This is a genomic window from uncultured Sphingomonas sp. (assembly GCF_913777625.1).
GTDB lineage: Bacteria > Pseudomonadota > Alphaproteobacteria > Sphingomonadales > Sphingomonadaceae > Sphingomonas.
In genome coordinates this window covers 42,135-66,065 of the sequence record NZ_CAJYTI010000030.1, presented here as the reverse complement: position 1 = coordinate 66,065, position 23,931 = coordinate 42,135, and the positions used below count along the sequence as shown (strand labels likewise).

Sequence of the window (23,931 nt, the reverse complement as noted above, 5' to 3'; positions counted from 1 at the left end):
TAGCGCGGTGCGGCGGGGAGGGAAAGGGGACGTTGGTAGGGGAGCGGGTGGTGATAGCGGTAACCTATCGCTGATCTCAGACTGACAAGGCGTAGCCGCTTCGGTCAATGGCTGACGTTCAGGAGACGGTCACCTTGCCCGCTTCGCCATTCGCTCCGCTCCGTCAATTGGCCGGCCGGCCCGTAGAATAACGGTGCAGGCGCCGTTTTTAGCTCGTTGGAGCGATTGCCTCCGCCGAGCACTTAGCTTCATCGACTACTTCGTGCACGCTTGCCCCATCGCGTCCGTCATCAGAGAGCAACCACCTAGACTTCGCTAGTAGCCAGAACAGAGGGAAGTCATGTTCGTGCTGGCACTTACGACAGAATAGCTTGTGAGAGGTAAAGAAGCGACCAGCCTCTCTCTTTCGGATCCGGACAGGAGCATCACAATGCGGACATACCAGCAAAGGTTTCATCATCCGGTTTAAACTCTCACAAACCGAACAGCGACCCTTCCCGAATAGACCATTATAGCTACCAAGCCCCGTGAGAGAGTACCATTTTGCAAGCCGATCAACCTCAAACCCCGCCCGCTTGAATAGCTCAATCTCAAGAAGCAAAGCGTACAACAAAATATAGGATAACTGTTTATATATTTTTTGGTAGATATCGTTGTCAGTAGGGTTTTTAAAAACAAAATTCAGGTTAAAATCTTCTGTTTCAATTTGTTTTCTACCCGTCACTAAATGCATAGCCTTGTCGAATAGTGGTGCCAATCCTGTTTCGAGGCCCAGGTCAAATATGATGTCGTGAAGAAACTCGGGGTTTACAAATCCCCCGAACGGCAACATTGATTTCGCCCGCCTAAAATACTCCAGCCGATGAGTATCCTGAATACCGGGATGATCAAAATTCTTCGCGGGAGTTTTAGCCATGCCATCGAAGAAAGCCTCATCATCAGCAAGCATTATTGTAAGATAAAGCAGATTTTGCTTGAGCGGCTTTCGCAACAAAGCAAGAGATACTACAAACTTTCGCTTCTCTAGCGCAATCAGGCCTTCATACATGAAGTTGAAAAAATCGCTTAGGACGGCTAACATTGCCTGGCCGACCGTAAGATTTTTAGCTAAATCACGACGTCCGCTTTCTAGGAAGTAGCCTATTGGATCCCCGGCCGATGTGAACTTTTTAGCTTCATTTGGGTCATCGAACTCGATACTAATCGATGGATAATTATATCGGGCGACATCCTTGAACATGCTAAGCATCGAGTCGTGCAAATGGAAGCAAAACTCATGGTGAGCACGGTAAGCGGGTGGTATGTTGGCTAACCGGGATGGGTCAATCAAACCGAGGCTAGCTGCGACCATATCCACCATCTCATTTCAGCAAGGTTTTGAGTTTGACGTAGAGACTGCCACACAGTGGAACAATCCGCATTCACTCGTCCGTCCAATCGCTCAACACGGCGCGGCTTGATTGTACGACGCTAATTAGCGGAGCCTTGTGATGTTCGCTAGGGTTCGCCCCCCATTGCCGTTTCCCGCCCCGCTGCTAGCGTCGCGCCAATGACCGAAGGCATGACCTATGGGCGCTATCTCGCCCTCGACCAGCTGCTCGCCGCCCAGCATCCGCTGTCGGACCGGCATGACGAGCTGCTGTTCATCATCATCCACCAGACCAAGGAGCTGTGGCTCAAGCAGATCCTCGCCGAGCTGCACCTCGCCAAGGGGCTGGTCCGCGCGGGCAAGCTGATCGAGGCGTACAAGGGCCTGGCGCGGGTCAGCCGCATCCAGGCGGTGATGACGCTGAGCTGGGACGTGCTCGCGACGATGACGCCCAGCGACTATACCCGCTTCCGCTCGGTGCTCGGCGGCAGCTCCGGCTTCCAGTCGGACCAGTTCCGCGCGGTCGAGACGATGCTGGGCCTGCGCGGCGGCGGGGTGCCGGGGCCGCTGACCGACGAAGCCGCCGCACTGCCCAGCCTGTGGGACGACGCCAATGCCGCGCTCGCCGCCGCCGGGTTCGACCTGCCCGAGGCCGTGCTGCACCGCGACTGGCCGACGCCCTATCAGCCGAACGACGCGGTCCGCGCCGCCTGGGGCCAGGTGTACCGCGACACCAATCGCTACTGGGACCTCTACCAGCTCGCCGAGAAGCTGGTCGACATCGACGATGCGATGGCGACGTGGCGGCACAAGCATGTCCTCACCGTCAGCCGGGTGATCGGCGGCAAGATGGGCACCGGGGGCACGCCGGGCGTCTCCTATCTCGAATCGACGCTCGCCAAGCGCGCCTTCCCCGAACTCTGGTCGCTGCGAACCGACCTGTGAGCAGCTTCAAGCACCTGTTCCAGCGCTCGCTGGCCGCCGCACCCGACCGGCTGCACTTCGCCGCGCACAGCCATCACCTCTGGCCCGACGCCTCGTGGCTCGGCCAGCAGGCGGCGTGGGACGATGCCGCGCGGCTCGCCGATCGGAAGTGGGGCCGGGTGATGGACGAAATCTGGCCCGCCGCGCAGGCGCATGTCGCCGCCGAGCTGCACCTGCCCGATCCCTCGACGGTGGTGTTCGCATCGAACACGCACGAGCTGCTGCTGCGGATCGTCTCGGCGATGGCCCCGCGCCGGCCGCTGCGCATCCTCGCCACCGACGGCGAGTTCCACAGCTTCCGCCGCCAGTCGCTGCGCTGGGAGGAAGCGGGCACGGCAGTGGTCACGCGGGTACCGATGGGCGAGATCGTCGCGACGGCGCGAGGCGGCGGCTTCGACCTGATCGTGGCGAGCCATGTCCAGTTCGGCACCGGCCATATCTTCGATGGCATCGCCGACCTCGCGGCGCTGGCCCGGCCTGAGGGCCCCTGGGTGCTGATCGACGGCTATCACGGCTTCATGGCGGTGGAGACCGACCTCTCGGCAGTGGCGGACCGGGTGTTCTACGTCGCGGGCGGGTACAAGTACGCGATGGCGGGCGAAGGCGTCGGCTTCCTCCACGCGCCGCCGGGCTTCGGGCCGCGGCCGGCGATCACCGGCTGGTATGCCGAGTTCGAGGACCTGGCGCTGCCGCCCGGGCAGATCGGCTACGCGCCCGATGCCCGCCGCTTCCTCGGCGCGACCTTCGATCCTTCCGGGCTCTACCGCTTCGTCGCGGTGCGCGAGATGCTGGCGCGCGAGGGGCTGACGACGGCCGCGATCAACGCCCATGTCGCGCCGCTGCGGGCGCAGTTGCTGGCGGACTTCCCGCTCGACGCCGAACGGATCAACCCTGCCGCGCCGGACGCGCCCCAAGCGCGTTTCCTGGCGCTGCGCAGTCGCAATGCGGCGGACTGGCAGAAGGCGCTGCTGGCGGACGAGATCGTCACCGACGTGCGCGGCGACGTGCTGCGGATCGGGCTCGGCCTCTACCAGGATGCGCGCGACGTGGCGCGGCTACGCGACGCCCTCGCCGCGCTCCAGCCGGCCTGACGGCCCACCCACCCCGCCGACATCCCGGCGAAAGCCGGGATCCATTGGGGTCTCCATTCCGGCGCTTGCTGCGGCGGAGAGGCGACTGGATCCCGGCTTTCGCCGGGATGACGGCAAGGAGATTACAGTGTGCTGCTATCAGGCGGCGGCGACGGGCGCGAGGCCGAGGCGGCGAATCTCGATCGCCGGACAACGGTCCATCACCACCTTGAGCCCGGCGGCTTCGGCACGCGCGGCGGCGTCATGGTCGACGACGTCCAGCTGCATCCACACCGCCTTGGCGCCCGCCGCGATCGCGGCGTCGACCACCGCGCCGGCATCCTCCGACTTGCGGAAGATGTCGACGATATCGATCGGTACGCCGATCTGGTCGAGATCGCGGAAGACGAACTCGCCATAGATATGCTCGCCGGTGATGCGCGGATTGACCGGGATCACCCGGTAGCCATGCCGCTGGAGCAGCAGCATCACGCCGTTGCTCGGTCGATTGGGGCGATCGGACGCGCCGACCATCGCGATGGTGCGCGCTTCCTCCAGCAGAGTGCGGATGTCTTCGTCACGCGTCAGCGGCATGCATCACCTCTTTAGCCAATCATAGACGGACTCGGCCAACGCACCAAATACTGCGGAAGACTCCGTATCCCCGGCCGCCGGCGGCGTGCCCGCATCCGAAGCGGCGCGGATTTCCATCGCCAGCGGGATGCGGGCGAGGAACGGGATGCCCAGCGTTCCCGCCGCCGTCTCCGCCCCGCCGCTGCCGAACGGATCGGAGACGCCGCCGCAATGCGGGCAGCAATAGCCGGCCATGTTCTCGACCAGCCCGACGATCGGCACGCCGGCCTTGTTGAACAGGTCGATGGCGCGGGCGGCGTCGATCATCGCGAGGTCCTGCGGGGTGGAGACGATCACCGCGCCCGCCGGCTTGTGCTTCTGGATCATCGTCAGCTGCACGTCGCCGGTGCCGGGGGGCAGGTCGAGTACGAGCAGCTCGGTATCGCCCCAGTCGGCATCGACCAGCTGGCCGAGCGCCCCGCCCGCCATCGGCCCGCGCCACGCGATCGCCTGCCCCTCGGCGACGAGCCCGCCCATCGACAGCATCTTGATGCCGTACGGCGTGTCGATCGGCAGCAGCACCTTGTCCCGCGCCTGCGGCTTGATGCCCTCGACCTGCAGCAGCTTGGGCTGCGAGGGGCCGTAGATATCGGCATCGACCAGCCCGACCTTGAGGCCCCGACGCGCCAGCCCGATCGCGAGATTGGCGGCGACAGTGGACTTGCCCACCCCGCCCTTGCCGCTGGCGACCGCCAGGATCCGGCGGGTGCGGCGCTCGCTGGTGAGCAGCACGCGCACTTCCTGCACGCCAGGCAGCGCGGCGGTCGCACTGCGCACTTCGGCCTCCAGTGCCTCGCGCGTCTCGGGCGCGAGGCCGGTCACGTCGAGCACCACATTGGCGCGGCCGGCTTCCAGGCGCACGGTGGCGCGGCCGGCGGATACGGGGGCGAGGGCGGCGGAAAGGTCCTGCGGTTCAGTCATGCCGCGGCACATAGGTACACAATCGTCCGACGCCACTGTAAATCCGCGTCGCCCTGCTTATAAAGGTCGGCATGGTGAATAGTTCTGGCCGAGACGCGCTGTCCGGCACCTTCCACAACGAGGCGCCGAAAAGCCCCTGGGGCGGCGGCTCGGACAAGGGCGAGGGCAGCGGCGGCGGCCCGCGCAACCCCTGGTCGGTCCCGCCCGAGGGACGCCGCAGCCGGCCCGCCGGCGCGCCCAGCGCGCTCGACGAGCTGTGGCGGCGCGCCCGTAGCACCGGCGGCGGGGGCCTGCCCGGCGTGCCGACCGGCGCGCGGCTGTGGCTGCTGATCCTCGCCGGCCTGATCGGCGTGTGGGTGATCTACACCTCGGTCCACCCGATCGGCCCGCGCGAAAAGGGCGTCGTGACGTTCCTCGGTCGGTATTCGGGCACGCTCGATCCGGGCATCCAGTTCACCCTGCCCGCGCCGTTCCAGCTGGTCGACGTGGTCGATGTCGGCAATATCCGTACCGAGAACTTCCCGAACAGCGGCGAAAACCTGATGCTGACCGGCGATCAGAACATCGTCGACCTTGCCTATTCGGTCCGCTGGGACATTCGCAGCGCCTCCGATTACGTGTTCCAGATCGCCGACCCGCGCGAGACCGTCCGCGCGACGGCGGAGAGCGCGATGCGCGCGGTGATCGCCAACACCACGCTCAACGAGGCGATCGGCGAGGGCCGCTCGAAGATCGAGGCCGAGGCCCAGGTCGCGATGCAGAAGATCCTCGACGAATATGGCTCGGGCATCCGCATCCAGGGCGTCGCCATCCAGAAGGCCGCCGCGCCCAGCCAGGTCGACGACGCCTTCAAGGCCGTCACCGCCGCGCAGCAGGAAGCCGAATCGAACCGCAACAACGCCAACGCCTATGCCCAGCGCGTGATCGCCCAGGCCCAGGGCGAGGCAGCCGAGTTCGACAAGATCTACGAACAGTACAAGCTCGCCCCCGAGGTGACCAAGCGCCGGCTCTATTACGAAACCATGGAGGCCGTGCTGGCCAACACCAACAAGACGATCGTCGAGGCGCCGGGCGTGAACAGCTATCTGCCGCTGCCCGCCCTTCGCCGGGGCAATGCCCCCGCCGATGCGCAGGACAAGGGAGGCGCCAAGTGATCGCCTGGGCACGCAACCCGATCGCGCTGGTCGTCGCCGCCATCGTGGTGCTGATCGTGCTGATGAGCACCGTGGCGATCGTGCCGGAGACCAAGCAGGTCGTCGTCCTCCGCCTGGAGAAGCCGTACCGGACGGTGAACGCCTATCGCACCGGCGAGGGCTTTGGCCGCACCAATGCAGGGCCGGTGTTCCGCATCCCGTTCGTCGACCGGCTCGTCTGGGTCGACAAGCGCGTGCTCGATGTCGACCTGCCCGACGAACCCGTGCTGTCGACCGACCAGTTGCGGCTCGAGATCGATGCCTATGCCCGCTACCGGATCACCGATCCGCTGCGGATGGTGGTGACCGTCGGCACCGAGGAGCGGCTGCGCGACCAGCTCCAGCCGCTGCTGCGCTCGTCGCTCCGCAACGAGCTCGGCAAGCGTCGCTCGAGCACGCTGCTCAGCCCGGAACGCGGCCAGGTGATGGACAATGTCCAGGCCTCGCTCCAGCGCCTCGCCAGCCAATATGGCGTGCAGATCGTCGACGTCCGCATCAAGCAGACCGAGCTGCCCTCGGGCTCGCCGCTAACCAGCGCGCTCACCCGCATGGCGACGGCGCGCAGCCAGGAGGCGGAGACGATCAAGGCGCAGGGGCTGAAGGACGCGCAGATCATCCGCGCCAACGCCTCGGCCCAGGCGGCGCAGATCTATGCGGCGGCGTTCAACAAGGATCCGAAATTCTACGACTTCTACCGGGCGATGCAGTCGTACCGCACGACCTTCCTCAGCCCGGACGCGAAGGGCGAGAGCCAGATCATCCTGTCGCCGAACAACGAGTATCTTCGGGAGTTCACCGGGCAACGATGATCCTGTCGGACCGTTCATATTCAAATCAGGTTCAGCCGCGCACGCTAGAAGCGCGGTGTGAGACGAATACCCTTCCTTTCGAGAGGAAATGATCCCGTGCGTTACGCCTACGCCTTGACTACCGCGATCCTTCTGGGTGGCGCTGCCACCGCACTCTCGCTCAACCAGTCGGCCGGCGCGCAGACCGCGCAGAACGAGCCGGGCACCATCCAGGCGGTGGCCCCCAAGGCCGGCGCGCCGATGAGCTTCGCCGATCTGGTCGCCCGCCTCCAGCCGGCCGTGGTCAACATCTCCACAACGCAGCGCGTGAAGGTGAACGCCAATCCGTTCGCCGGCACGCCGTTCGAGATGTTCGGCGGCGGCCAGGGCCAGTCGGTGACGCGCGAGGCGCAGTCGCTCGGCTCGGGCTTCATCATCTCCGCCGACGGCTATGTCGTCACCAACAACCATGTGATCTCGGCCGGCGCGCAGGGCGCGGTGGTCGAATCGATCACCGTCACCCTCTCCGACGGGCGCGACTTCAAGGCCAAGCTGATCGGCCATGACGCGCAGTCGGATCTTGCCGTGCTCAAGATCGACGGTACCGCGCTGCCCTTCGTCCGCTTCGGCGATTCGGGCCGCGCCCGCGTCGGCGACTGGATTCTGGCGATCGGCAACCCGTTCGGCCTGGGCGGCACCGTCACCGCCGGCATCATCTCGGCGACGCACCGCGTGACCGGCGCCGGCGCCTATGACCGCTTCATCCAGACCGACGCCTCGATCAACCGCGGCAATTCGGGCGGCCCGATGTTCGATCTCAACGGCAACGTGATCGGCATCAACTCGCAGATCCTGTCGCCCACCGGCGGCAATGTCGGCATCGGCTTCGCGATTCCCGCCGAGGAAGCCAAGCCGATCATCGACAAGCTGATGAAGGGCCAGACGATCGCGCGCGGCTATCTCGGCATCGGGATGCAGGACCTGACCAAGGACCTGGCGGCCGGCTTCGGCCTGCCCTCGGATCGCGGCACGCTGGTCGCCCGCGTCGAGCCGGGCCAGCCCGCCGAGAAGGCCGGCATCCGCCAGGGCGACGTGATCGTGAAGGTCAACGGCCGCGACGTCACGCCCGAGCAGACCCTATCCTACATCGTCGCCAATGTGACGCCGGGCACCCGCATCCCGGTGGAGCTGATCCGCGACGGCAAGCGCCAGACGGTGACCGTGACGGTCGGCACCCGCCCGCCGGAAGAACAGCTCGCCCAGTTCGACCCGAACGACCAGGACGGCGCGCAGGGTGATGACGGCGACGACGGCAGCAGCGCCGCCACCGCGCCGACCGCGCTGCTCGGAATCGGCGTGACGCCGCTGACCCCGCAGATCGCGCGCTCGATCGGCGTCGATCCCTCGATCGGCGGCGTGGTGATCCTGGGCGTCAACCCCAGCAGCGATGCGGCCGGCAAGGGCCTGCAGCGCGGCGACGTGATCGTCTCGGTCAACCAGCAGCCGGTGCGCACCGCCGCCGAACTCAGCCGTGCGGTAGCGGCTGCCAAGGCAGCGGGCCGCAAGCAGGTCGTGCTGTTCGTCCAGCGCCGCAACCAGGGCAACTACATCCCCGTAGGCATCGCCGGCAACTGATCGCCGCAAAAGCGGCTGACCAAGGCCCGTTTCTTCCCTATGCCTGCCCTTCGCAAGAGGAGCAGGGAATGGCGGAAGAAACGGGCCTTTTCGTTGGTGCAGCCGGAGACAGGCGGATCGAACTCGACCTGCGCCGCGCCAATCGGCACGGGCTGATCGCGGGCGCCACCGGCACCGGCAAGACGGTGACGCTGCAGGGCCTCGCCGAGGGCTTTTCCGCCGCAGGCGTGCCCGTGTTCGTGGCGGACGTGAAGGGCGATCTCGGCGGGCTCGGCATGGCCGGATCGCCGCTCGCCAAGACCCACGCCGCCTTCGCCGCGCGGGCGCAAGCGATCGGCGATGGCGACTGGCAGTATCAGGCGATGCCGGTCCAGCTGTGGGACCTGTTCGGCGAACAGGGCCACCCGATCCGCGCCACCGTTTCCGAAATGGGGCCGCTGCTGCTCGCCCGGCTGATGGACCTCAACGAGGTGCAGGAAGGGGTGCTGACCATCGCCTTCCATGTTGCCGATGCCGAGGGGCTGCTGCTGCTCGACCTCGACGACCTGCAGGCGATGCTCGCCCACTGCGCGGAGCGGGCCGAGGAACTGAGCACCACCTACGGCAATGTCTCGAAGCAGAGCGTCGGCGCGATCCAGCGCCAGCTGCTCCAGCTGCGGTCCCAGGGCGGCAGCCATTTCTTCGGCGAGCCGGCGCTCAGCATGCAGGACTTCCTGGCGCACGACGACACCGGCCGGGGCGTGATCAACATCCTCGCCGCCGACAAGCTGATGGCGAGCCCACGGCTCTACGCCAGCTTCCTCTTGTGGATGCTGTCCGAGCTGTTCGAGACGCTTCCCGAGATCGGCGATCCGGACAAGCCGGTGCTCGTCTTCTTCTTCGACGAGGCGCATCTGCTGTTCGACGATGCGCCCAAGGCGCTGCTCGACAAGATCGAGCAGGTGGTGCGGCTGATCCGCTCCAAGGGCGTCGGCGTCTATTTCGTGACGCAGAACCCGATCGACATTCCCGAGGATGTCGCCGCACAGCTCGGCAACCGCGTCCAGCATGCGCTCCGCGCCTTCACCCCGCGCGACCAGAAGGCGATCCGCGCCGCCGCCGAGACGTTCCGGGCCAGCCCCGGCCTCGACGTGGCGACCGCGATCACCGAGCTGGCGGTGGGCGAGGCGCTGGTCTCGCTGCTCCAGGCGGATGGCGCGCCGGCGCCGGTATCGCGCACGCTGATCCGGCCGCCCGCCTCGCGCGTCGGCCCGCTGGCGGCGGACGAGCGGAAGGTGCTGATCGAGACCGATGCGATCGGCGCGAAATACGACACCGCCATCGACCGTGAATCCGCCGAGGAACTGCTCGCCGCCAAACGCGCCGAGGCAAGCGCCGCCGCCGCCGAGGCTCAGGCGCGCGACGCCGCCGAAAAGGCGGCCGCCGCCCAGGCAAAGGAAGATGCCCGCCGTGCCAAGGAAGAGGAGCGCGCCCGCATCGCCGCCGAACGCGAGGCCGCGAACAACCCGCTCAACCGCGCGATCCGCTCCGCCACGCGCTCGGCCTCGTCGGCGGCCGGGCGCGCGGTGGCGAACGAGGTCAGCAAGGCGGTGTTCGGCAGCAAGGGCGGCGGCGGTGTCCTGGGCCAGGTGGTGCGCGGCGTGCTGGGCGGGCTGTTCCGCGGCTGATCCGCGGGAAAGGCCTGTCTTTTCGCGGCCGCCGGTGCCACCATGACGGCAATGCGATGGCGAGGGTGCCCATGCTGATCCCGAACGACTGCGGCCGAAAGCCGCGGGGACGGTGGTTGCGCGCGCCCTCCTCCCCGCCCCGCGTCATCCCCGCGAAGGCGGGGATCCATCGGCGCTGGTCTGTCGGTTCTTTCCCCGACCGGCACGGCGAATGGATTCCCGCCTCCGCGGGAATGACGATGGTTTTTTCGGGCGCGACCGCCCTCCCCCCCATTCGGAGCCTCTAGCGCATGGCCACTGCCCCTGCCCGCGCGCCGCTTGAACTCACGCTGCGCGGCGTGCTGCTCGGCGGCGCGATCACGCTGCTGTTCACCGCCGCCAATGTCTATCTCGGCCTCAAGATCGGCCTGACCTTCGCCACCTCGATCCCCGCCGCGGTGATCTCGATGGCGATCCTGCGCTTCTTTCCCGGCTCGACCATCCTCGAGAACAATATCGTCCAGACCGTCGCCAGCGCGGCGGGGACGCTCGCCGCGATCATCTTCGTGCTGCCGGGCCTGGTGATGATCGGCTGGTGGAACGGCTTTCCCTATGTGCAGACCGCCGCGATCACGATGTTCGGCGGCATTCTCGGCGTGATGTTCTCGGTGCCGCTGCGCCGCGCGCTGGTCGTCGATTCGCCCGACCTGCCCTATCCCGAAGGCCGTGCCGCCGCCGAAGTGCTGCAGGTCGGCGCCGGCAGCCGCGAAGGCGCCGAGGAAAGCGCGCGCGGGCTGAAGGTGATCGTCGTCAACGCGGTCGCCTCGGCCGGCTTCGCGCTGATCACAAGGATGAAGCTGGCGGCCGAAGAGGGCGCGGTCTTCTTCAAGGCGGGCGCAGGCTCGACCGGGATCATCGGCGGGCTGCAGTTCGCGCTGATCGGCGCGGGGCACCTGATCGGCCTCACCGTCGGCATCGCCATCCTCGTCGGCGTGGCGATCGGCTGGTGGATCGCGCTGCCGATCCTCAGCGCCGGGATGCCGGGCGCGGCGGAGGCGGTGGCCAACACCGTGTTCCGCAGCGACGTCCGCTTCCTCGGCGCCGGCACGATCGGCATGGCGGCGATCTGGACCTTGCTCAAGATCATCGGCCCCGTGATCGGCGGCATCCGCTCGTCGCTCGCCGCATCTGCCGCCGCGCGCAGCGGTGCCGAAGTGCCGATCGGCGAGCGCGACCTGCCGATCGGGATCGTCGCCGTCGTCACGCTCGGCATGCTGCTGCCGATCGGCTGGCTGTTGTGGAGCGTGCTGGCAGGCGGTCCGCTCTCCGCCTCGGCGGGGCTGCTGGTGGCGGGCTCGCTGGTGTTCGTGCTCGTCGTCGGCCTCGTCATCGCCTCGGTGTGCGGTTACATGGCGGGCCTGATCGGCGCGTCGAACAGCCCGGTCTCGGGCATCGGCATCCTGTCGGTCGTCGCTGCCTCGCTGATGCTGGTCGGCATGTTCGGGCGCCATCTCGAGCCCGGTACCACCCAGGCGCTGATCGCCTATGCGCTGATCGTCACCGGCATCGTGTTCGGCGTGGCGACCATCTCGAACGATAATCTCCAGGACCTCAAGACGGGCCAGCTCGTGGGGGCCACGCCGTGGAAGCAGCAGGTCGCGCTGCTCTTCGGCGTGGTGTTCGGCAGCCTGGTCATCCCGCCGGTGCTGAGCGTGCTCAACGCCTCGTTCGGCTTTGCCGGCGTCGCGGGGGCGAGCGCCGATGCGCTGCCCGCCCCGCAGGCGGCGCTGATCTCGTCGCTCGCCAAGGGCGTGCTGGGCGGGGATCTGCGCTGGGACCTGATCGGCATCGGTGCGCTGATCGGTGCGGGCGTCATCCTGGTCGACGAGGTGCTGGCCCGGACCTCGAAGCTGCGCCTGCCGCCGCTGGCGGTGGGCCTCGGCATTTATCTGCCGATGGGCGTGACGCTGACCGTGGTAGTCGGCGCGGTGATCGGCTGGTTCTACGACCGCGCCGCCGAACGCGCACGCGACCCCGAGTTCGTCAAGCGGATGGGCGTGCTGATGGCAACCGGCATGATCGTCGGCGACAGCCTGTTCGGGGTGCTATACGCCGGGATCGTGTACGAGACGGGGAGCGAATCCCCGCTCGCGCTGGTGGGCCCGGGCTTTGCGGGCGTGGCACTGGCCGGGGGCACGGCGCTGTTCCTGGCGATTACGGCCGGGCTGTATCTCTATACCAAGCGCCAGGCGCGGTGACCTGAAAAGATCTTTCCCCGGAGGGGGAGGTGGCGCGCGCAGCGCGACGGAGGGGTGTCGACGCTGATGTGTCGGGCACCGTCCCAGCGCCAACACCCCTCCACCACCGCCTGCGGCGGCGGTCCCCCTCCCCCTCCGGGGGAGGATCTTTAAGCCTCACCCCGCCAGCAATTCGCCCAGCTTGCCGGCCTGGATCGCGGCATATGCGGATGCCACAGCCTCCCGGTACTGCGCATCCTCCGCCACCCGCGCAGGAAACACCTGCCGCAGCGCCAGCACAGCCTCTACCGGCGCCGCATCGGTCGCGGCCGTAGCGAGGACATCCGCCAGCGGATCGGTGATCGACTCGCCCGCCTTGGCCTTGTTGCCGAGGAACGCGATCCACGCCGCCACCGGCACGGCCAGCCGCTCCACCGAGCGGCCGGCATCGAGCGCCGCCGCAGTGGTATCCAGCAGGCGATAGGGGAGCTTCTGCGAGCCGTCCCAGGCAATCTGCGACAGCAGATGGCGGATCGCCGGGTTGCGGAAGCGGTCGAGCACCGCATCGACATAGCCGGGCACGTCCAGCCCATCGACCGTGCCGAGCGAGGCCGCGATATCGTCATGCGCCAGCCGGGTCACGAAGCCGCCCAGTGCCGCGTCCGACATCGCTTCGAACACGGTCTCGTGGCCGAGCACCAGGCCGATATAGGCAAGGCTCGAATGGCTGCCGTTGAGCACGCGCAGCTTGGCCTGCTCATAGCCGCGCACATCGCTGGTCAGCGTCACGCCGGCCGCGGCGAGGTCCGGGCCGTCGGGCATGTCGAAGCGCTGCAGCACCCATTGGGTGAAGGATTCGCGCTGCACCGCGCCCTTGTCCTCGACGCCGAGATCCCCCGCCACGTTGGCAAGGAACGCCGCGTCGCTCGCCGGGGTGATCGAATCGACCATCGAATCCGGGAAGGCGACGTCCGCCGCGATCCAGTCGGCGAGATCGGAATCCCAGGCCCGCGCCAGCGCCACACATGCGGCGCGGAGCTTGCCGCCATTGCCGGTCATGTTGTCGCAGCAGAGCACCGCGAACGGCGCCACCCCGGCGGCGCGGCGATCGGCGAGGCCGGCGACGATCCAGCCGATCACGCTCGCAGGTTCCTCCGGCCGCGTTAGATCGTGGACGATGTCCGGATGGCCCAGGTCGAGCGTGCCGTCTCCGCCCAGGCAATAGCCTTTCTCGGTCACCGTGCTGGTGGCGATCCGCACCTCCGGGCTGGCGAGCAGCGCGCGGAGCCGCGCCCCCTCGCCCGGCCCGATCGCCTCCGAATGCGCGGCGATGATGCGGGTGGAGGGCTCGCGATCGATCACCGCCAGCGTGTAGAGCCCGTCCTGCGCCTTCAGTGCATCGGTGGTGGTGCCGCTGCGCAGCGACACCGCCGCGATGCCCCAGCGCGGATCGCGGTCCAGCACCTTGTCGAGGAAGGCCGCCTGGTGGGCGCGATGGAACGCGCCGGGGCCGAAATGGACGATGCCGGTACGGATCGCGGCCGGATCATGGCCGGGGCGGAGGATGCCGGCGGGGAGACCGGCGAGCGAAGCGCGCGAAAGCGGTGTCATGTGGTCAGGCCAATCAGACCCGACGGATAAAGTCAATCGCGTCCCGCGGATCCCGCGGAGGGCGGCAGCAGCGGCGAGGTATAGTCCGGCCGTCGCGTATGGAATCCGCGCGGCATGAAGAACCGCACCTGCCGATTGGGAAAGTCGATCTCTACCCTGCGGAAACTGCGCATCGCGTCCATGCCGAGCATGATCGCCGGTCGCCGGGTCAGTCCGAAACGCTTGAACGGCTCGGCCTCGGCAAACGCGATCGGCAGCGTGTCGAAGGCGACGTTGCTCACCCGCATCGACGGCACCTGGCCATATTGCGCCTGGGTCTTGCCGCCATCGACGCTGGTCAGCTCGATCGTCTGCAGCACGCCGACATTGCGGCCGACCTTCCGGCGCAACGCCTCGTTGCCCATCGTCACCTGCGAGCCGGTATCGAGCACCACCTGCACGCGCAGATTGGCGTAATAGGCATCGGTGACGATCAGCTGGCCGAACTGGTCCTTGGCGGAAACGACGATCTCGTCGGGATCATGCTTTTCGTTCTTCTTGCGCTTGACGCTGGGGCGCACCGCCATGGTGCCGGTGTCGAAGTCGATCGTCACCTGGTGGTCGCGCAGCGTGTCGATGCCGAGCAGTCCGGCCGCGCCGATATTGCGCGCCTCGAAGGCCGGCGCGACGATCCGGTGGGTGGTGCCGATCGACTCAATGGTAAGATCGGGCACGATCACCGTGCCGACGCGGCTACGCCCCGTCATCGACGTGACGGTGACCTCTGCCCCCGCCGTCAACCCCAGCCGGCCGGCAAGCTCGTGCGACACCACGGTGCGCTCTGCACCGGTATCGATGATGAAGTTGTACGGCCCCTGCTTGCGGATCGCGACCGGTACGGTGAGCCGCGCACTGGTCTCGCCCAGCGCCAGCTGGATCGCGTCGGGCTGTGCCGCCGCGACGGTTTCGGGATCTGGGCGCGGCTCGATCGGTCCACTGCCGAGCAGGCCGAGCGGCAGCCCCCAAAAGATCAACGCAGACGAGACTCCAACCATGTAGCAAATCTACGCCTATCCATGTTGCGCAGCAATCCCGCAAAAGAACGGGGTCAGTCGAGCCGCATCGCCTCGGCAGCAATCGCCTCCGCCTCTTCGAGCAGCGCATCTTCGGTGGTGCCCTGCGCCACCGACTCGCGACCGATCATGATCAGCACCGGGACTGCCATGGGACTGACCCGCTCCAGATCGACATGGAGCATCCGCTCGCCCGCCTCGTCGAGCAGCCGGGCGAGGCGGCCGACATCGGTCATCTTCGCCCGCGCATCTTCCCAGGCGGCGCGGAGCAGCAGATGGTCCGGCTCGTATTTGCGGAGCACGTCGTAGATCAGGTCGGTCGAGAAGGTGACCTGCCGCCCGGTCTTCTTCTTCCCCGGATGCTGGCGCTCGACCAGCCCGCCGATGATCGCCACTTCGCGGAAGGCGCGCTTGAGCAGCGCCGAGCCCTGCACCCAGTCGACGAACTCGTGCTCGAGGATATCGGGCGAGAAGAGCGGGCGCGGATCGGTGACCTTCTCCAGCCCATAGACCGCCAGCGCATAGTCATTGGCGACGAAGCCCAAGGGCTTGAGCCCCAGCGCCTCCATCCGCCGCGTCACCAGCATGCCGAGCGACTGATGCGCGTTCCAGCCCTCGAAGCTGTAGATGACGAGGTGGTGGCGGCCTTCGTGCGGGAAGGCCTCGACCAGCAGCTGGCCCGGCGCGGGCAGCGCCGAGCGTCGATCCTGCGTCTCCAGCCATTCGCGCACATCCGCCGGGAAGCGCACCCACTGGCTGCGATCGAACAGGAAGCTGCGCACGCGATCGGCGAGGTTGGCGGTGATCGCCAGCCGCGCGCCCATATAGCTCGGCACCCGCGCCTGCTTGGCCGTGGCGCGGACGATCAGGTCGGTGGCCTCCACCCGCTCGACTTCCAGCGCCAGGCCGGCGAAGAAGAAGGTGTCGCCGGGCGATAGCGAGGCGGCGAACCCCTCCTCCACCTTGCCCAGCCGCCTGCCGTTCTTGAAGCGCACCTCCAGCATCGGCGATTCGACGATGATGCCGGCATTGAGCCGATGCTGCGCAACAAAATTGGGCTGGGTCACCCGCCAGACGCCGTCCTTGCCCTGAGTCAGCCGCTTGAACTTGTCATAGGCGCGCAGGCTGTAGCCGCCATCGGCGATGAAGTTGAGGACGCGATCGAACACCTCCTCGGTGAGCGCCGAATAGGGCAATGCTGCACGCACCTCCTGCAGCATGTCGACCGCCCGGAAGGGAGCGGCGCAGGCGCAGCCCATGATGTGCTGGGCGAGCACGTCGAGCGCGCCGGGGCGGAAGATGTCCGGGTCCAGCTCGCCGGCTTCCACGGCATCCAGCGCCGCACGCGCCTCCAGATATTCGAAGCGGTTGCCGGGGATCAGCACCGCTTCGCTGGCCTCGTCGAGCCGGTGGTTGGCGCGACCGATCCGCTGGAGCAGGCGGGAGGAGCCCTTGGGCGCCCCCATCTGGATCACGCAATCGACATCGCCCCAGTCGACGCCGAGGTCGAGGCTGGCGGTGGCGACCAGCGCCCGCAGCCGTCCGTCCGCCATCGCCTGCTCGGCCTTTTGCCGCGCCTCCAGGCTGAGGCTGCCATGGTGGACGCCGATCGGCAGCTTGAGGTCGTTGACCTTCCACAGCTGCTGGAAGACCAGCTCCGCCAGCCCGCGCGTGTTGCAGAAGACGATCGTCGTCTTGTGCGTCTCGATCTCCGCCATCACCTGCGGGATGGCATAGATGCCCGAATGTCCGGCCCAAGGCACGCGGCCCTCGGGCAGCAGGATCGCGATATCGGGGTCGGCGCCCCTTTCGCCCTGCACCAGCGTCACCGAATCGATGTCGCCATAGGGGGCGAGCCAGGCGCGATAGCCGTCCGGATCGGCAACCGTGGCGGAAAGGCCCACCCGGCGGAACCCGGGCGCCAGCCGTTCCAGCCGGGCCAGCGCCAGCGCCAGCAGGTCGCCGCGCTTGCCGGTGGCGAAGGCGTGGATCTCGTCGATCACCACCGTCTTCAACCCCGAGAACATCGTCAGGCTGTCCTCGTAGGAGAGCAGCAGGCTGAGCGATTCGGGGGTGGTCATCAGCACCTGGGGCGGGCGGGCGCGCTGGCGGACCTTCTTTTCGTGCGGCGTATCGCCGGTGCGCGTCTCGACCCGGATCGGCAGGCCCATCTGTTCGATGGGGGTGAGCAGGTTGCGCTGCACGTCCACCGCCAGCGCCTTCAGCGGCGAGATGTAGAGCGTGTGCAGCCCCTCGGCCGGCGCCTCGATCAGATCGGCGAGCGTCGGCAGGAAGCCCGACAGCGTCTTGCCGGCACCCGTAGGCGCGACGAGCAGCGCATGCCGCCCCGCCCGTGCGGCGGCGAGCATGTCCCACTGGTGCCGCCGCGGCGCCCATCCGCGCGCGGTGAACCAGTCGGCCAGAGGTGCGGGGAGATCGGCGGGCACCGCCCCTATGTAGGGAGCCTTTCGGCTGCTGGGGAGGCGCTTCCCTTTCGGGCGCGCGCATGCTCCATTGCTTGCAGGGCAACAGGGGAACACCAGATGAAGTCGCTTCTCGCCGCCACCGCCGGGCTTGCACTCGCGATCGCGGCACCGGCCGCCGCGCAGACCCGGCCGGACCAGGCCAAGTTCTTCGAACTCTACAAGGAACTCGTCGAGACCAACACCGTCGTCAATGTCGGCAGTTGCACCCAGGCCGCCGAGCAGATCGCCGCGCGGATGAAGGCTGCCGGGTTCAAGGACGATCAGCTGACCCTGTTCGCGACGCCCGACCATCCCAAGGATGGCGGGCTGGTCGCCGTCTATCCGGGCACGTCGAGGAAGGCCAAGCCGATCCTGCTGCTCGCGCATATCGACGTGGTCGCCGCCAAGCGCGAGGACTGGACCCGCGATCCGTTCAAGCTGGTCGAGGAGAACGGCTATTATTATGCCCGCGGCACCAGCGACGACAAGGCGATGGCCGCAACTTTCGCGGACACGCTGATCCGCTTCCAGCAGGCGGGGTACAAGCCCAAGCGCACGGTCAAGCTGGCGCTGACCTGCGGCGAGGAAACGACCTGGGCGTTCAACGGCGCCGAATGGCTGTCGAAGAACAAGCGCGACCTGATCGACGCCGAATTCGCGCTCAACGAAGGCGGCGGCGGCAAGTCGGACGGGCATGGCAAGGTCCTCGTCCAGAGCATGCAGGTCGGCGAGAAGGCGGTCCAGAACTACCGGCTGGAGACGAGCAACCCCGGCGGCCACAGCTCGATTCCGGTGCGGGAAAACGCGATCTACGCACTGGCCGACGCGCTGGTGAAGATCCGCGACCATGAGTTCCCGCTGGAGCTCTCCGACACCACCCGCGCCTATTTCGCCAAGGCCGGCGCCGCGCGCGACGATGCGATGGGCAAGGCGATGGTTGCCATCGCCGCCAATCCGGCCGACAAGGCGGCCGAGACGCTGCTCAACACCGATCGCATCTACCATTCGATGCTGCGCACCACCTGCGTCGCCACGCTGCTCGAAGGCGGCCATGCCAACAACGCGCTGCCCCAGCGGGCGGCGGCCAACATCAACTGCCGCATCTTCCCCGGCCATAGCAGCGAGGAAGTCCAGAAGGCGCTGACGGCCGCGATCGGCGATGCGAAGGTGACGGTCACCATGGTCCCGCCGGTTCGCCCGCTGGCCAAGCCGCCGGCGCTCGACCCGAAGGTGGTGGGCCCTGCGGAGAAGCTCGTCGCCAGATATTTCCCCGGCGTGCCGATGGTGCCGACGATGATGACCGGCGCCACCGACGGCATCTTCCTCGCCGCGGTGGGCATCCCGACCTATGGCGTGCCCGGCGCCTGGGGGGACCCCGACGGCAACGGCGTCCACGGCCTCAACGAGCGGATCGAGGTGCGTTCGCTCTATACCGGTCGCGACTATCTGTTCGACCTGGTGAAGGCCTATGCCGAACAGGAGTGACGTTCAGGCGCGTTCGATCCTGCCGCCCTCCACCCGGTAGCGGGTGGCGGTGGCGGGCACGGCCTCGAACAGCGCAGGCTCGGTACCGGTCATCCACACCTGCCCCCGGCCTGCCAGCCGGTCGAACAGCGCCGCGCGGCGCCCGGGATCGAGATGCGCGGCGACCTCGTCGAGCAGCAGGATGGGCGGGCTGCCCACACGGTCCGCGACCAGTTCGGCATGCGCGAGGACGATGCCGAGCAGCAGCGCCTTCTGCTCGCCCGTCGAGCAGAGATGCGCGGGTTGCGCCTTGTCGAGATGGGTGACGGCCAGATCGGCCCGGTGCGGGCCGGTAAGCGTGCGTCCGGCCGCGGCATCGCGGCGGCGGCCTTCGCGCAGGGCGATGGCGAGCGCGGCTGCATCGCCCTGCCCCCCCTCCAGCTTGAGCCCGGCCCGCGCAAACGGTCCTGCGGGCTGATCGGCGAGACGGCCGCCCAGCGCCGCCACCGTCTCGCGGCGCGCCGCATCGATCGCGGCGCCATGCTCCGCCATCCGCGCCTCAAGGGCATCGAGCCAGGCCGGGTCGGGCGGCATCTCGTCGGCCAGCAACCGGTTGCGTTCGCGCATCGCGGCTTCGTAGCGGGTCGCTTCATGGGCATGGCGCGGATTCAGCGCCAGGGTCAGCCGGTCGAAGAAGCGGCGGCGCTCGCCCGGCGCTTCGAGGAACAGCCGGTCCATCGCAGGCGTCAGCCACAGGACCACCAGCCACTGGGCAAGGCTCGTCGCGGCGGCCGTGGCGCCGTTGACGCGGACGACCCGACGCTCGGGCGCGTCAGCACGGGTGCCGGTGCCGATCTCGGCGGCATCCAGCGTCGCGGCGATACCGAATCCGCCGGGGCCGCCCTGGCGCGCCATTTCGCCCAGCGGGGCGCCGCGCAGACCGCGCCCGGGCGCCAGCAGCGACACCGCCTCCAGGATGTTGGTCTTGCCCGCGCCATTCTCACCACTCAGCACCACAAAATCGTCGCCCGGGGTCAGCAGCGCGTCGGCATGATTGCGAAAGTCGGTGAGCAGGAGACGCTTGACGGCCATGCATGGGGCTGTAGCGCAGCACCTTGCCGACGAACACCGCTTGGCCGATAGTTCGCGGCGAAGGGATAGAAACACATGCTCCGCAAGACTCTCACGATTACCACGCTCGCGCTCGTCGCGGCCTGCTCGAAAGCGCCCGAAGACGTGACCGCGCACTATGCCGCTGCCGGTGGCCGCGGCCAGATCACGGTGAAGGCGGCCGCCAATGGCGACGCCAAGCTGGAAGCCGGCCCGCAGACGCTGATCCGCAAGGGCGGCACCGATTACGTCGTCATCACCGACGGCAACGACAAGTTCGCCGCCAGCTTCGCCGACTTCGTCGCCGCTACGCAGGACATCGCCAAGGAAAAGGGCATGAAGCCCCAGGCGCTGCCGCAGGACCCCGAATATGAGGCGGTTCAGGTCGGCGAGGAAAAGGTCGGCGACCAGAAGGGCACGATCTGGAGCGTCCAGCCCAAGGGCAACCCGCAGGGCGATTCGATCCGCATCGTGATCAGCGATGATTCGCGCCTGAAGAACGTCGCCCAGGCGATCGGCATGCAGACCCGCCTGACCAGCGCACGCATGTCGACCATGTTCACCAGCGTGCCCAAGGCCGAGAAGACGCTGGAAGACGTGATCGCCAAGGGCGCGGTGCTCCGCCTCGGCGAAGCGCTTACCCTGCAGGACGTGAAGCCGGGCGCGATCCCCGCATCCGAGTTCGCGCTGCCCAAGGTGCTGGACCGCGCGGCGCTCCGCCAGCGGATCCAGGAACAGGCCAACAAGGCGCTCGAGGCCGCCAAGGCTGCCGGCGACAAGGCCGGTGCCGCTCCGGCGCCGGGCGATGCGCCCGCCCAGGCTCCTGCCCCTGCACCGGCGGCAAGCCCCGCCGCCAAGTGACGTTCCGCCGCCTCGCGCGCGGACTGCCGATTCTGCTGGCGCTGGCCCCGTGGCCGGCGCTGGCGGACGTCACCGCGACCTACAAGGCCGGCATCGACCGGCTGACCGTGGAAGTGGCCGACAACGGCGATGCGCGTGTCCAGATCGACGACGTCATCTATGTCCGGCACGGCGGCGAGGAATATGTCACGTTCGGCAAGTTCGCGGGCATGGCGATCTCCGGCCGTCGCGACGACATGCTGGAATTCCTCCGCGTGATGTTCCGCGCGGCTGGGAAGACGCCGGCGCCGCCTGCACCGGCCGGGGCCGCGCCGCGGCTCGAACCGCTGGGCGCGACCGATGTCCTGGGACTGAAGGGACAGATCTGGCGGATCTGGCCCGCGGGCAAGAGGGACCCCGCCGACAGCATCGAGGCCGCGTTCACCGACTCGCCCAGGCTGGCGCCGGTGAATCGTGCGCTGCGATCGGCGGCTACCGGCTTTTTCGATACATTCGCCCCCCTGGACAAGCGCGGCCGGTTCAGCGCGGCCCTGACGGCGATGGCGGAAAAGGGCGCGCCGCTGATGATCGGCGATGCCAAGACCGTTCAGTTGCTCGCGGTCAACTTCGGCCCGATCGCCCCCGCGCGCTTCGCCGTCCCCAAGGATCTGTCCAGCCCCGAGGAGCTGCGATCGATCGCGAGGGAGATGGAGGAGAAGCGGCAGGAGGAAAAGCGGAATTGGGGCGAGACCCGTTAAAGCGCCCCGATCCCTGCCTCGGCCAGCCTAGCCTGGGCGATACGATACTGGTTCGGCTCGGCGATCCCCAGCCGCGCCCGCACCGCCTCCAGCGGCTCCTCCAGGAGCTGCTCATAATCCTCGCCGTGCAGCCAGCTGGCGCGCTTGCCGTGACGATAGCCTTCCCAGATCGCCTTCACGCAATCGAGCCGGCCAGTGGTGCGGATGCTCTTGAGCGCCCCGCCGATCGCGATGAAGCCCCAGCCGGTACCGCCGGTCTGCGCATAGGAGAAGGCGACGAGGCATAGTTCCCCTAGATGCTCGTCGGCCTTGTAGCCGGTCAGCACGTGCCACAGGTCGTGGATATCGCGCTCGCGCCGGCCCATCCAGGCATAGGGATGCTCGACCTCGATGCCCTGGAAGCCGCCCTCGACCATGCTGACCTGGACCAGCCCGTCGGCCGAATAGCCGGTCGAATCGAGGAAGTCGCGATAGGCAGCACCCAGCGTGCCGGGGGCGAAGCCGTCGATCCAGCTGCGATCGGCCAGCCGCTGCGACAGCTCGAGCCGGCGATAGGCGAGCTTGCCGCCGCCGGGCACGGTGAGCAGCTTGCGGTAGTTGCGCTGGCTGACGTCGCCGTTCAGCGCCCGCATGATCCGGAAGACCTGTTCGGTATCGTCGCCATCGTCGAGCAGCCGGCGCAGCGCAGCGAGCGCCACCCCCCATTCCCGTTTGAGCGGGATACCCGGATTGATCGGTGGTTGCGGTGCCTGAGTCGCCATGCGGTACCCGTATAACTGACACGATTGTCAGTAGCAGATGCGCCGCCCTATTTCAATCGCGGTTTGGCGCCCTCCTGAGGCGGACGACGGATCCAGGGAGATCCGCCGCCCGACCCAAGTCCCGGAAGTGCGACCCTCGGGGCTTGGGACCGGTATGGCGCAGAGGACATCACCGGCAAAGCCGGGGAAAGCGCGGGGGCCGCCGGAAAGCGGCCATCAACCATTGCAAGCCCCTGTTCGTAAACATTTATCCGATGCGGGATCAGACCCGCATCGGCATCAGTACGTAGAGCGCCGGGGAGGTATCATTCTCGCGGATCAGCGTCGGCGCGGCGGCATCGGCCAAGTGCACCTCGACGAGGTCGCCCTCGATCTGGCCGAGAATGTCCATCAGGTAGCGGCTGTTGAAGCCGATCTCGAACCCTTGCGCAGCATAGTCGCCCGGCACTTCTTCCGCCGCGACACCGTTCTCGGGGCTGGTCACCGAAAGCACGACCTTGTCGCGCTCCAGCGTCATCTTGACCGCACGGGTCTTCTCGGTGGCGATGGTCGAGACGCGATCGACGCCCTGCATCAGGCTCTTCGGATCGAGCTTGAGCAGCTTGTCGTTCGCGGTCGGGATGACGCGGCTGTAATCGGGGAAGGTGCCGTCGATCAGCTTCGAGGTGAGGATCGCCTGGCCCAGGTCGAAGCGGATCTTCGAAGGCGACAGCGAGACGCCCACCGAACCGTCGACCTCGTCGAGCAGCTTGCGCAGCTCGGCCACGCACTTGCGCGGCACGATCACGCCCGGCATCGCGTCCGCCCCATCCGGGCAGGGCACGGTGACACGGGCCAGCCGGTGGCCGTCGGTCGCCGCCGCGCGGAGCAGGCGGTTGGCATCGTCGGTCACGTGGAAGAAGATGCCGTTCAGATAGTAGCGCGTCTCCTCGGTGGAAATCGCGAAGCGGGTCTTGTCGATGATCTGCTTGAGCGTTTCGGCCGGCAGCTCAAACGTCGTCGGCAGCTCGCCCTCGGCGATCATCGGGAAGTCGTCGCGCGGCAGCGTGCCGAGCTGGAAGCGGGCGCGGCCCGCGACCACCGTCAGCTTGCCCTCGGCCGCGGTGAGCACCACCTGCGAGCCCTCGGGCAGCTTGCGGACGATGTCGAACAGCGTGTGCGCGGACACTGTCGTCGCGCCGACCTGGTCGACCGCGGCGGGGATCGTCTCGTCGATCTGCAGATCGAGATCGGTCGCCATCAACCGGATCGTGCCGCCCAGCTGCGCATCGATCAGCACGTTGGACAGGATCGGAATCGTGTTGCGCCGCTCGACCACGGACTGGACGTGGCTCAGGCCCCTCAACAGAGTTGCGCGTTCGATCGTCGCCTTCATGTACCTCAAACCCCCGGGC

General features: G+C 67.6%; 19 protein-coding genes. 10 read left to right on the top strand and 9 right to left on the bottom strand.

Annotated features, from left to right (window positions below; all coding sequences use genetic code 11):
- Positions 1–208: 208 nt before the first annotated feature.
- Entirely contained in the window at positions 209–1,240 is a 1,032-nt protein-coding gene (locus QZ814_RS15305; protein WP_294333931.1) for a hypothetical protein, read from the bottom strand.
- A 309-nt stretch (positions 1,241–1,549) separates the two neighbouring features.
- Here QZ814_RS15305 and QZ814_RS15300 point away from each other — a divergent pair, with 309 nt between their 5' ends.
- Positions 1,550–2,314, top strand: a complete 765-nt coding sequence (locus tag QZ814_RS15300; RefSeq protein ID WP_294333926.1) for a tryptophan 2,3-dioxygenase — start codon at positions 1,550–1,552, stop codon at positions 2,312–2,314.
- Positions 2,311–3,444: an aminotransferase class V-fold PLP-dependent enzyme gene (locus QZ814_RS15295; protein WP_294333924.1), complete on the top strand. Its 1,134-nt coding sequence runs from the start codon at positions 2,311–2,313 to the stop codon at positions 3,442–3,444. The genes QZ814_RS15300 and QZ814_RS15295 overlap by 4 nt, the downstream gene beginning before the upstream one ends.
- Positions 3,445–3,582: 138 nt before the next feature.
- On the opposite strand, the gene QZ814_RS15290 is transcribed toward QZ814_RS15295, so the two are convergent.
- Together QZ814_RS15290 and QZ814_RS15285 are read right to left on the bottom strand one after the other, a co-directional pair.
- Entirely contained in the window at positions 3,583–4,017 is a 435-nt protein-coding gene (locus QZ814_RS15290; protein WP_294333922.1) for a CoA-binding protein, read from the bottom strand.
- A 3-nt stretch (positions 4,018–4,020) separates the two neighbouring features.
- Entirely contained in the window at positions 4,021–4,977 is a 957-nt protein-coding gene (locus tag QZ814_RS15285; RefSeq protein ID WP_294333919.1) for a P-loop NTPase, read from the bottom strand.
- Between the two features lie 71 nt (positions 4,978–5,048).
- Between QZ814_RS15285 and QZ814_RS15280 the strand changes: the two genes are divergently transcribed.
- The 5 genes from QZ814_RS15280 to QZ814_RS15260 all read left to right on the top strand — a co-directional run bounded on the left by QZ814_RS15280 (position 5,049) and on the right by QZ814_RS15260 (position 12,497).
- A complete protein-coding gene (locus QZ814_RS15280; RefSeq protein WP_294333917.1) occupies positions 5,049–6,131 on the top strand; it encodes a protease modulator HflK in 1,083 nt (360 codons plus the stop codon).
- Complete coding sequence (locus QZ814_RS15275) at positions 6,128–6,979, top strand: protease modulator HflC (protein ID WP_294333915.1); 852 nt, start codon at positions 6,128–6,130, stop codon at positions 6,977–6,979. Before QZ814_RS15280 ends, QZ814_RS15275 begins: the two co-directional genes overlap by 4 nt.
- A 96-nt stretch (positions 6,980–7,075) precedes the next feature.
- Positions 7,076–8,593, top strand: coding sequence for a Do family serine endopeptidase (locus QZ814_RS15270; RefSeq protein ID WP_294333914.1), 1,518 nt, complete (start codon positions 7,076–7,078; stop codon positions 8,591–8,593).
- A gap of 68 nt (positions 8,594–8,661) precedes the next feature.
- The gene (locus QZ814_RS15265) at positions 8,662–10,260 is read left to right on the top strand and encodes a helicase HerA-like domain-containing protein (protein ID WP_294333911.1); all 1,599 of its coding nucleotides are present in this window, start codon (positions 8,662–8,664) and stop codon (positions 10,258–10,260) included.
- Between the two features lie 290 nt (positions 10,261–10,550).
- Positions 10,551–12,497 carry an oligopeptide transporter, OPT family gene (locus tag QZ814_RS15260; protein WP_294333910.1) on the top strand — a complete coding sequence of 649 codons (1,947 nt, stop codon included), beginning with the start codon at positions 10,551–10,553 and terminating at the stop codon, positions 12,495–12,497.
- A gap of 156 nt (positions 12,498–12,653) precedes the next feature.
- On the opposite strand, the gene QZ814_RS15255 is transcribed toward QZ814_RS15260, so the two are convergent.
- The 3 genes from QZ814_RS15255 to QZ814_RS15245 all read right to left on the bottom strand — a co-directional run bounded on the left by QZ814_RS15255 (position 12,654) and on the right by QZ814_RS15245 (position 17,586).
- Positions 12,654–14,087, bottom strand: a complete 1,434-nt coding sequence (locus tag QZ814_RS15255; protein WP_294333906.1) for a mannitol dehydrogenase family protein — start codon at positions 14,085–14,087, stop codon at positions 12,654–12,656.
- Positions 14,088–14,119: 32 nt separating this feature from the next.
- Positions 14,120–15,100: a retroviral-like aspartic protease family protein gene (locus QZ814_RS15250; protein ID WP_294333903.1), complete on the bottom strand. Its 981-nt coding sequence runs from the start codon at positions 15,098–15,100 to the stop codon at positions 14,120–14,122.
- 74 nt (positions 15,101–15,174) lie between these two features.
- A complete protein-coding gene (locus QZ814_RS15245) occupies positions 15,175–17,586 on the bottom strand; it encodes a ligase-associated DNA damage response DEXH box helicase (protein ID WP_294333900.1) in 2,412 nt (803 codons plus the stop codon).
- A 96-nt stretch (positions 17,587–17,682) separates the two neighbouring features.
- On the opposite strand from QZ814_RS15245, the gene QZ814_RS15240 reads away from it, so the two are divergent.
- Entirely contained in the window at positions 17,683–19,089 is a 1,407-nt protein-coding gene (locus QZ814_RS15240) for a M20/M25/M40 family metallo-hydrolase (protein WP_294333897.1), read from the top strand.
- Positions 19,090–19,092: 3 nt separating this feature from the next.
- On the opposite strand, the gene recF is transcribed toward QZ814_RS15240, so the two are convergent.
- Positions 19,093–20,160, bottom strand: coding sequence for a DNA replication/repair protein RecF (recF, locus tag QZ814_RS15235; RefSeq protein ID WP_294333895.1), 1,068 nt, complete (start codon positions 20,158–20,160; stop codon positions 19,093–19,095).
- Positions 20,161–20,235: 75 nt separating this feature from the next.
- Between recF and QZ814_RS15230 the strand changes: the two genes are divergently transcribed.
- Positions 20,236–21,039 (top strand): hypothetical protein, encoded by an 804-nt coding sequence (locus tag QZ814_RS15230; RefSeq protein WP_294333892.1) that lies wholly within the window; start codon positions 20,236–20,238, stop codon positions 21,037–21,039.
- Entirely contained in the window at positions 21,036–21,776 is a 741-nt protein-coding gene (locus tag QZ814_RS15225; RefSeq protein ID WP_294333889.1) for a hypothetical protein, read from the top strand. The genes QZ814_RS15230 and QZ814_RS15225 overlap by 4 nt, the downstream gene beginning before the upstream one ends.
- On the opposite strand, the gene QZ814_RS15220 is transcribed toward QZ814_RS15225, so the two are convergent.
- Together QZ814_RS15220 and dnaN are read right to left on the bottom strand one after the other, a co-directional pair.
- A complete protein-coding gene (locus tag QZ814_RS15220; RefSeq protein WP_294333886.1) occupies positions 21,773–22,537 on the bottom strand; it encodes a Coq4 family protein in 765 nt (254 codons plus the stop codon). The two genes, QZ814_RS15225 and QZ814_RS15220, sit on opposite strands and share 4 nt — an antisense overlap.
- Positions 22,538–22,799: 262 nt before the next feature.
- Positions 22,800–23,912, bottom strand: coding sequence for a DNA polymerase III subunit beta (gene dnaN / locus QZ814_RS15215; RefSeq protein WP_294333884.1), 1,113 nt, complete (start codon positions 23,910–23,912; stop codon positions 22,800–22,802).
- Positions 23,913–23,931 lie beyond the last annotated feature (19 nt).

Excerpts from the sequence above, each read along its gene's own strand:
- QZ814_RS15305 (WP_294333931.1), bottom strand. The coding sequence starts at position 1,240 with ATGTTCAAGGATGTCGCCCGATATAATTATCCATCGATTAGTATCGAG.
- QZ814_RS15300 (WP_294333926.1), top strand. The coding sequence starts at position 1,550 with ATGACCGAAGGCATGACCTATGGGCGCTATCTCGCCCTCGACCAGCTG.
- QZ814_RS15290 (WP_294333922.1), bottom strand. The coding sequence starts at position 4,017 with ATGCCGCTGACGCGTGACGAAGACATCCGCACTCTGCTGGAGGAAGCG.
- QZ814_RS15285 (WP_294333919.1), bottom strand. The coding sequence starts at position 4,977 with ATGACTGAACCGCAGGACCTTTCCGCCGCCCTCGCCCCCGTATCCGCC.
- QZ814_RS15280 (WP_294333917.1), top strand. The coding sequence starts at position 5,049 with ATGGTGAATAGTTCTGGCCGAGACGCGCTGTCCGGCACCTTCCACAAC.
- QZ814_RS15265 (WP_294333911.1), top strand. The coding sequence starts at position 8,662 with ATGGCGGAAGAAACGGGCCTTTTCGTTGGTGCAGCCGGAGACAGGCGG.
- QZ814_RS15260 (WP_294333910.1), top strand. The coding sequence starts at position 10,551 with ATGGCCACTGCCCCTGCCCGCGCGCCGCTTGAACTCACGCTGCGCGGC.
- QZ814_RS15255 (WP_294333906.1), bottom strand. The coding sequence starts at position 14,087 with ATGACACCGCTTTCGCGCGCTTCGCTCGCCGGTCTCCCCGCCGGCATC.
- QZ814_RS15240 (WP_294333897.1), top strand. The coding sequence starts at position 17,683 with ATGAAGTCGCTTCTCGCCGCCACCGCCGGGCTTGCACTCGCGATCGCG.
- recF (WP_294333895.1), bottom strand. The coding sequence starts at position 20,160 with ATGGCCGTCAAGCGTCTCCTGCTCACCGACTTTCGCAATCATGCCGAC.
- QZ814_RS15230 (WP_294333892.1), top strand. The coding sequence starts at position 20,236 with ATGCTCCGCAAGACTCTCACGATTACCACGCTCGCGCTCGTCGCGGCC.
- QZ814_RS15220 (WP_294333886.1), bottom strand. The coding sequence starts at position 22,537 with ATGGCGACTCAGGCACCGCAACCACCGATCAATCCGGGTATCCCGCTC.
- dnaN (WP_294333884.1), bottom strand. The coding sequence starts at position 23,912 with ATGAAGGCGACGATCGAACGCGCAACTCTGTTGAGGGGCCTGAGCCAC.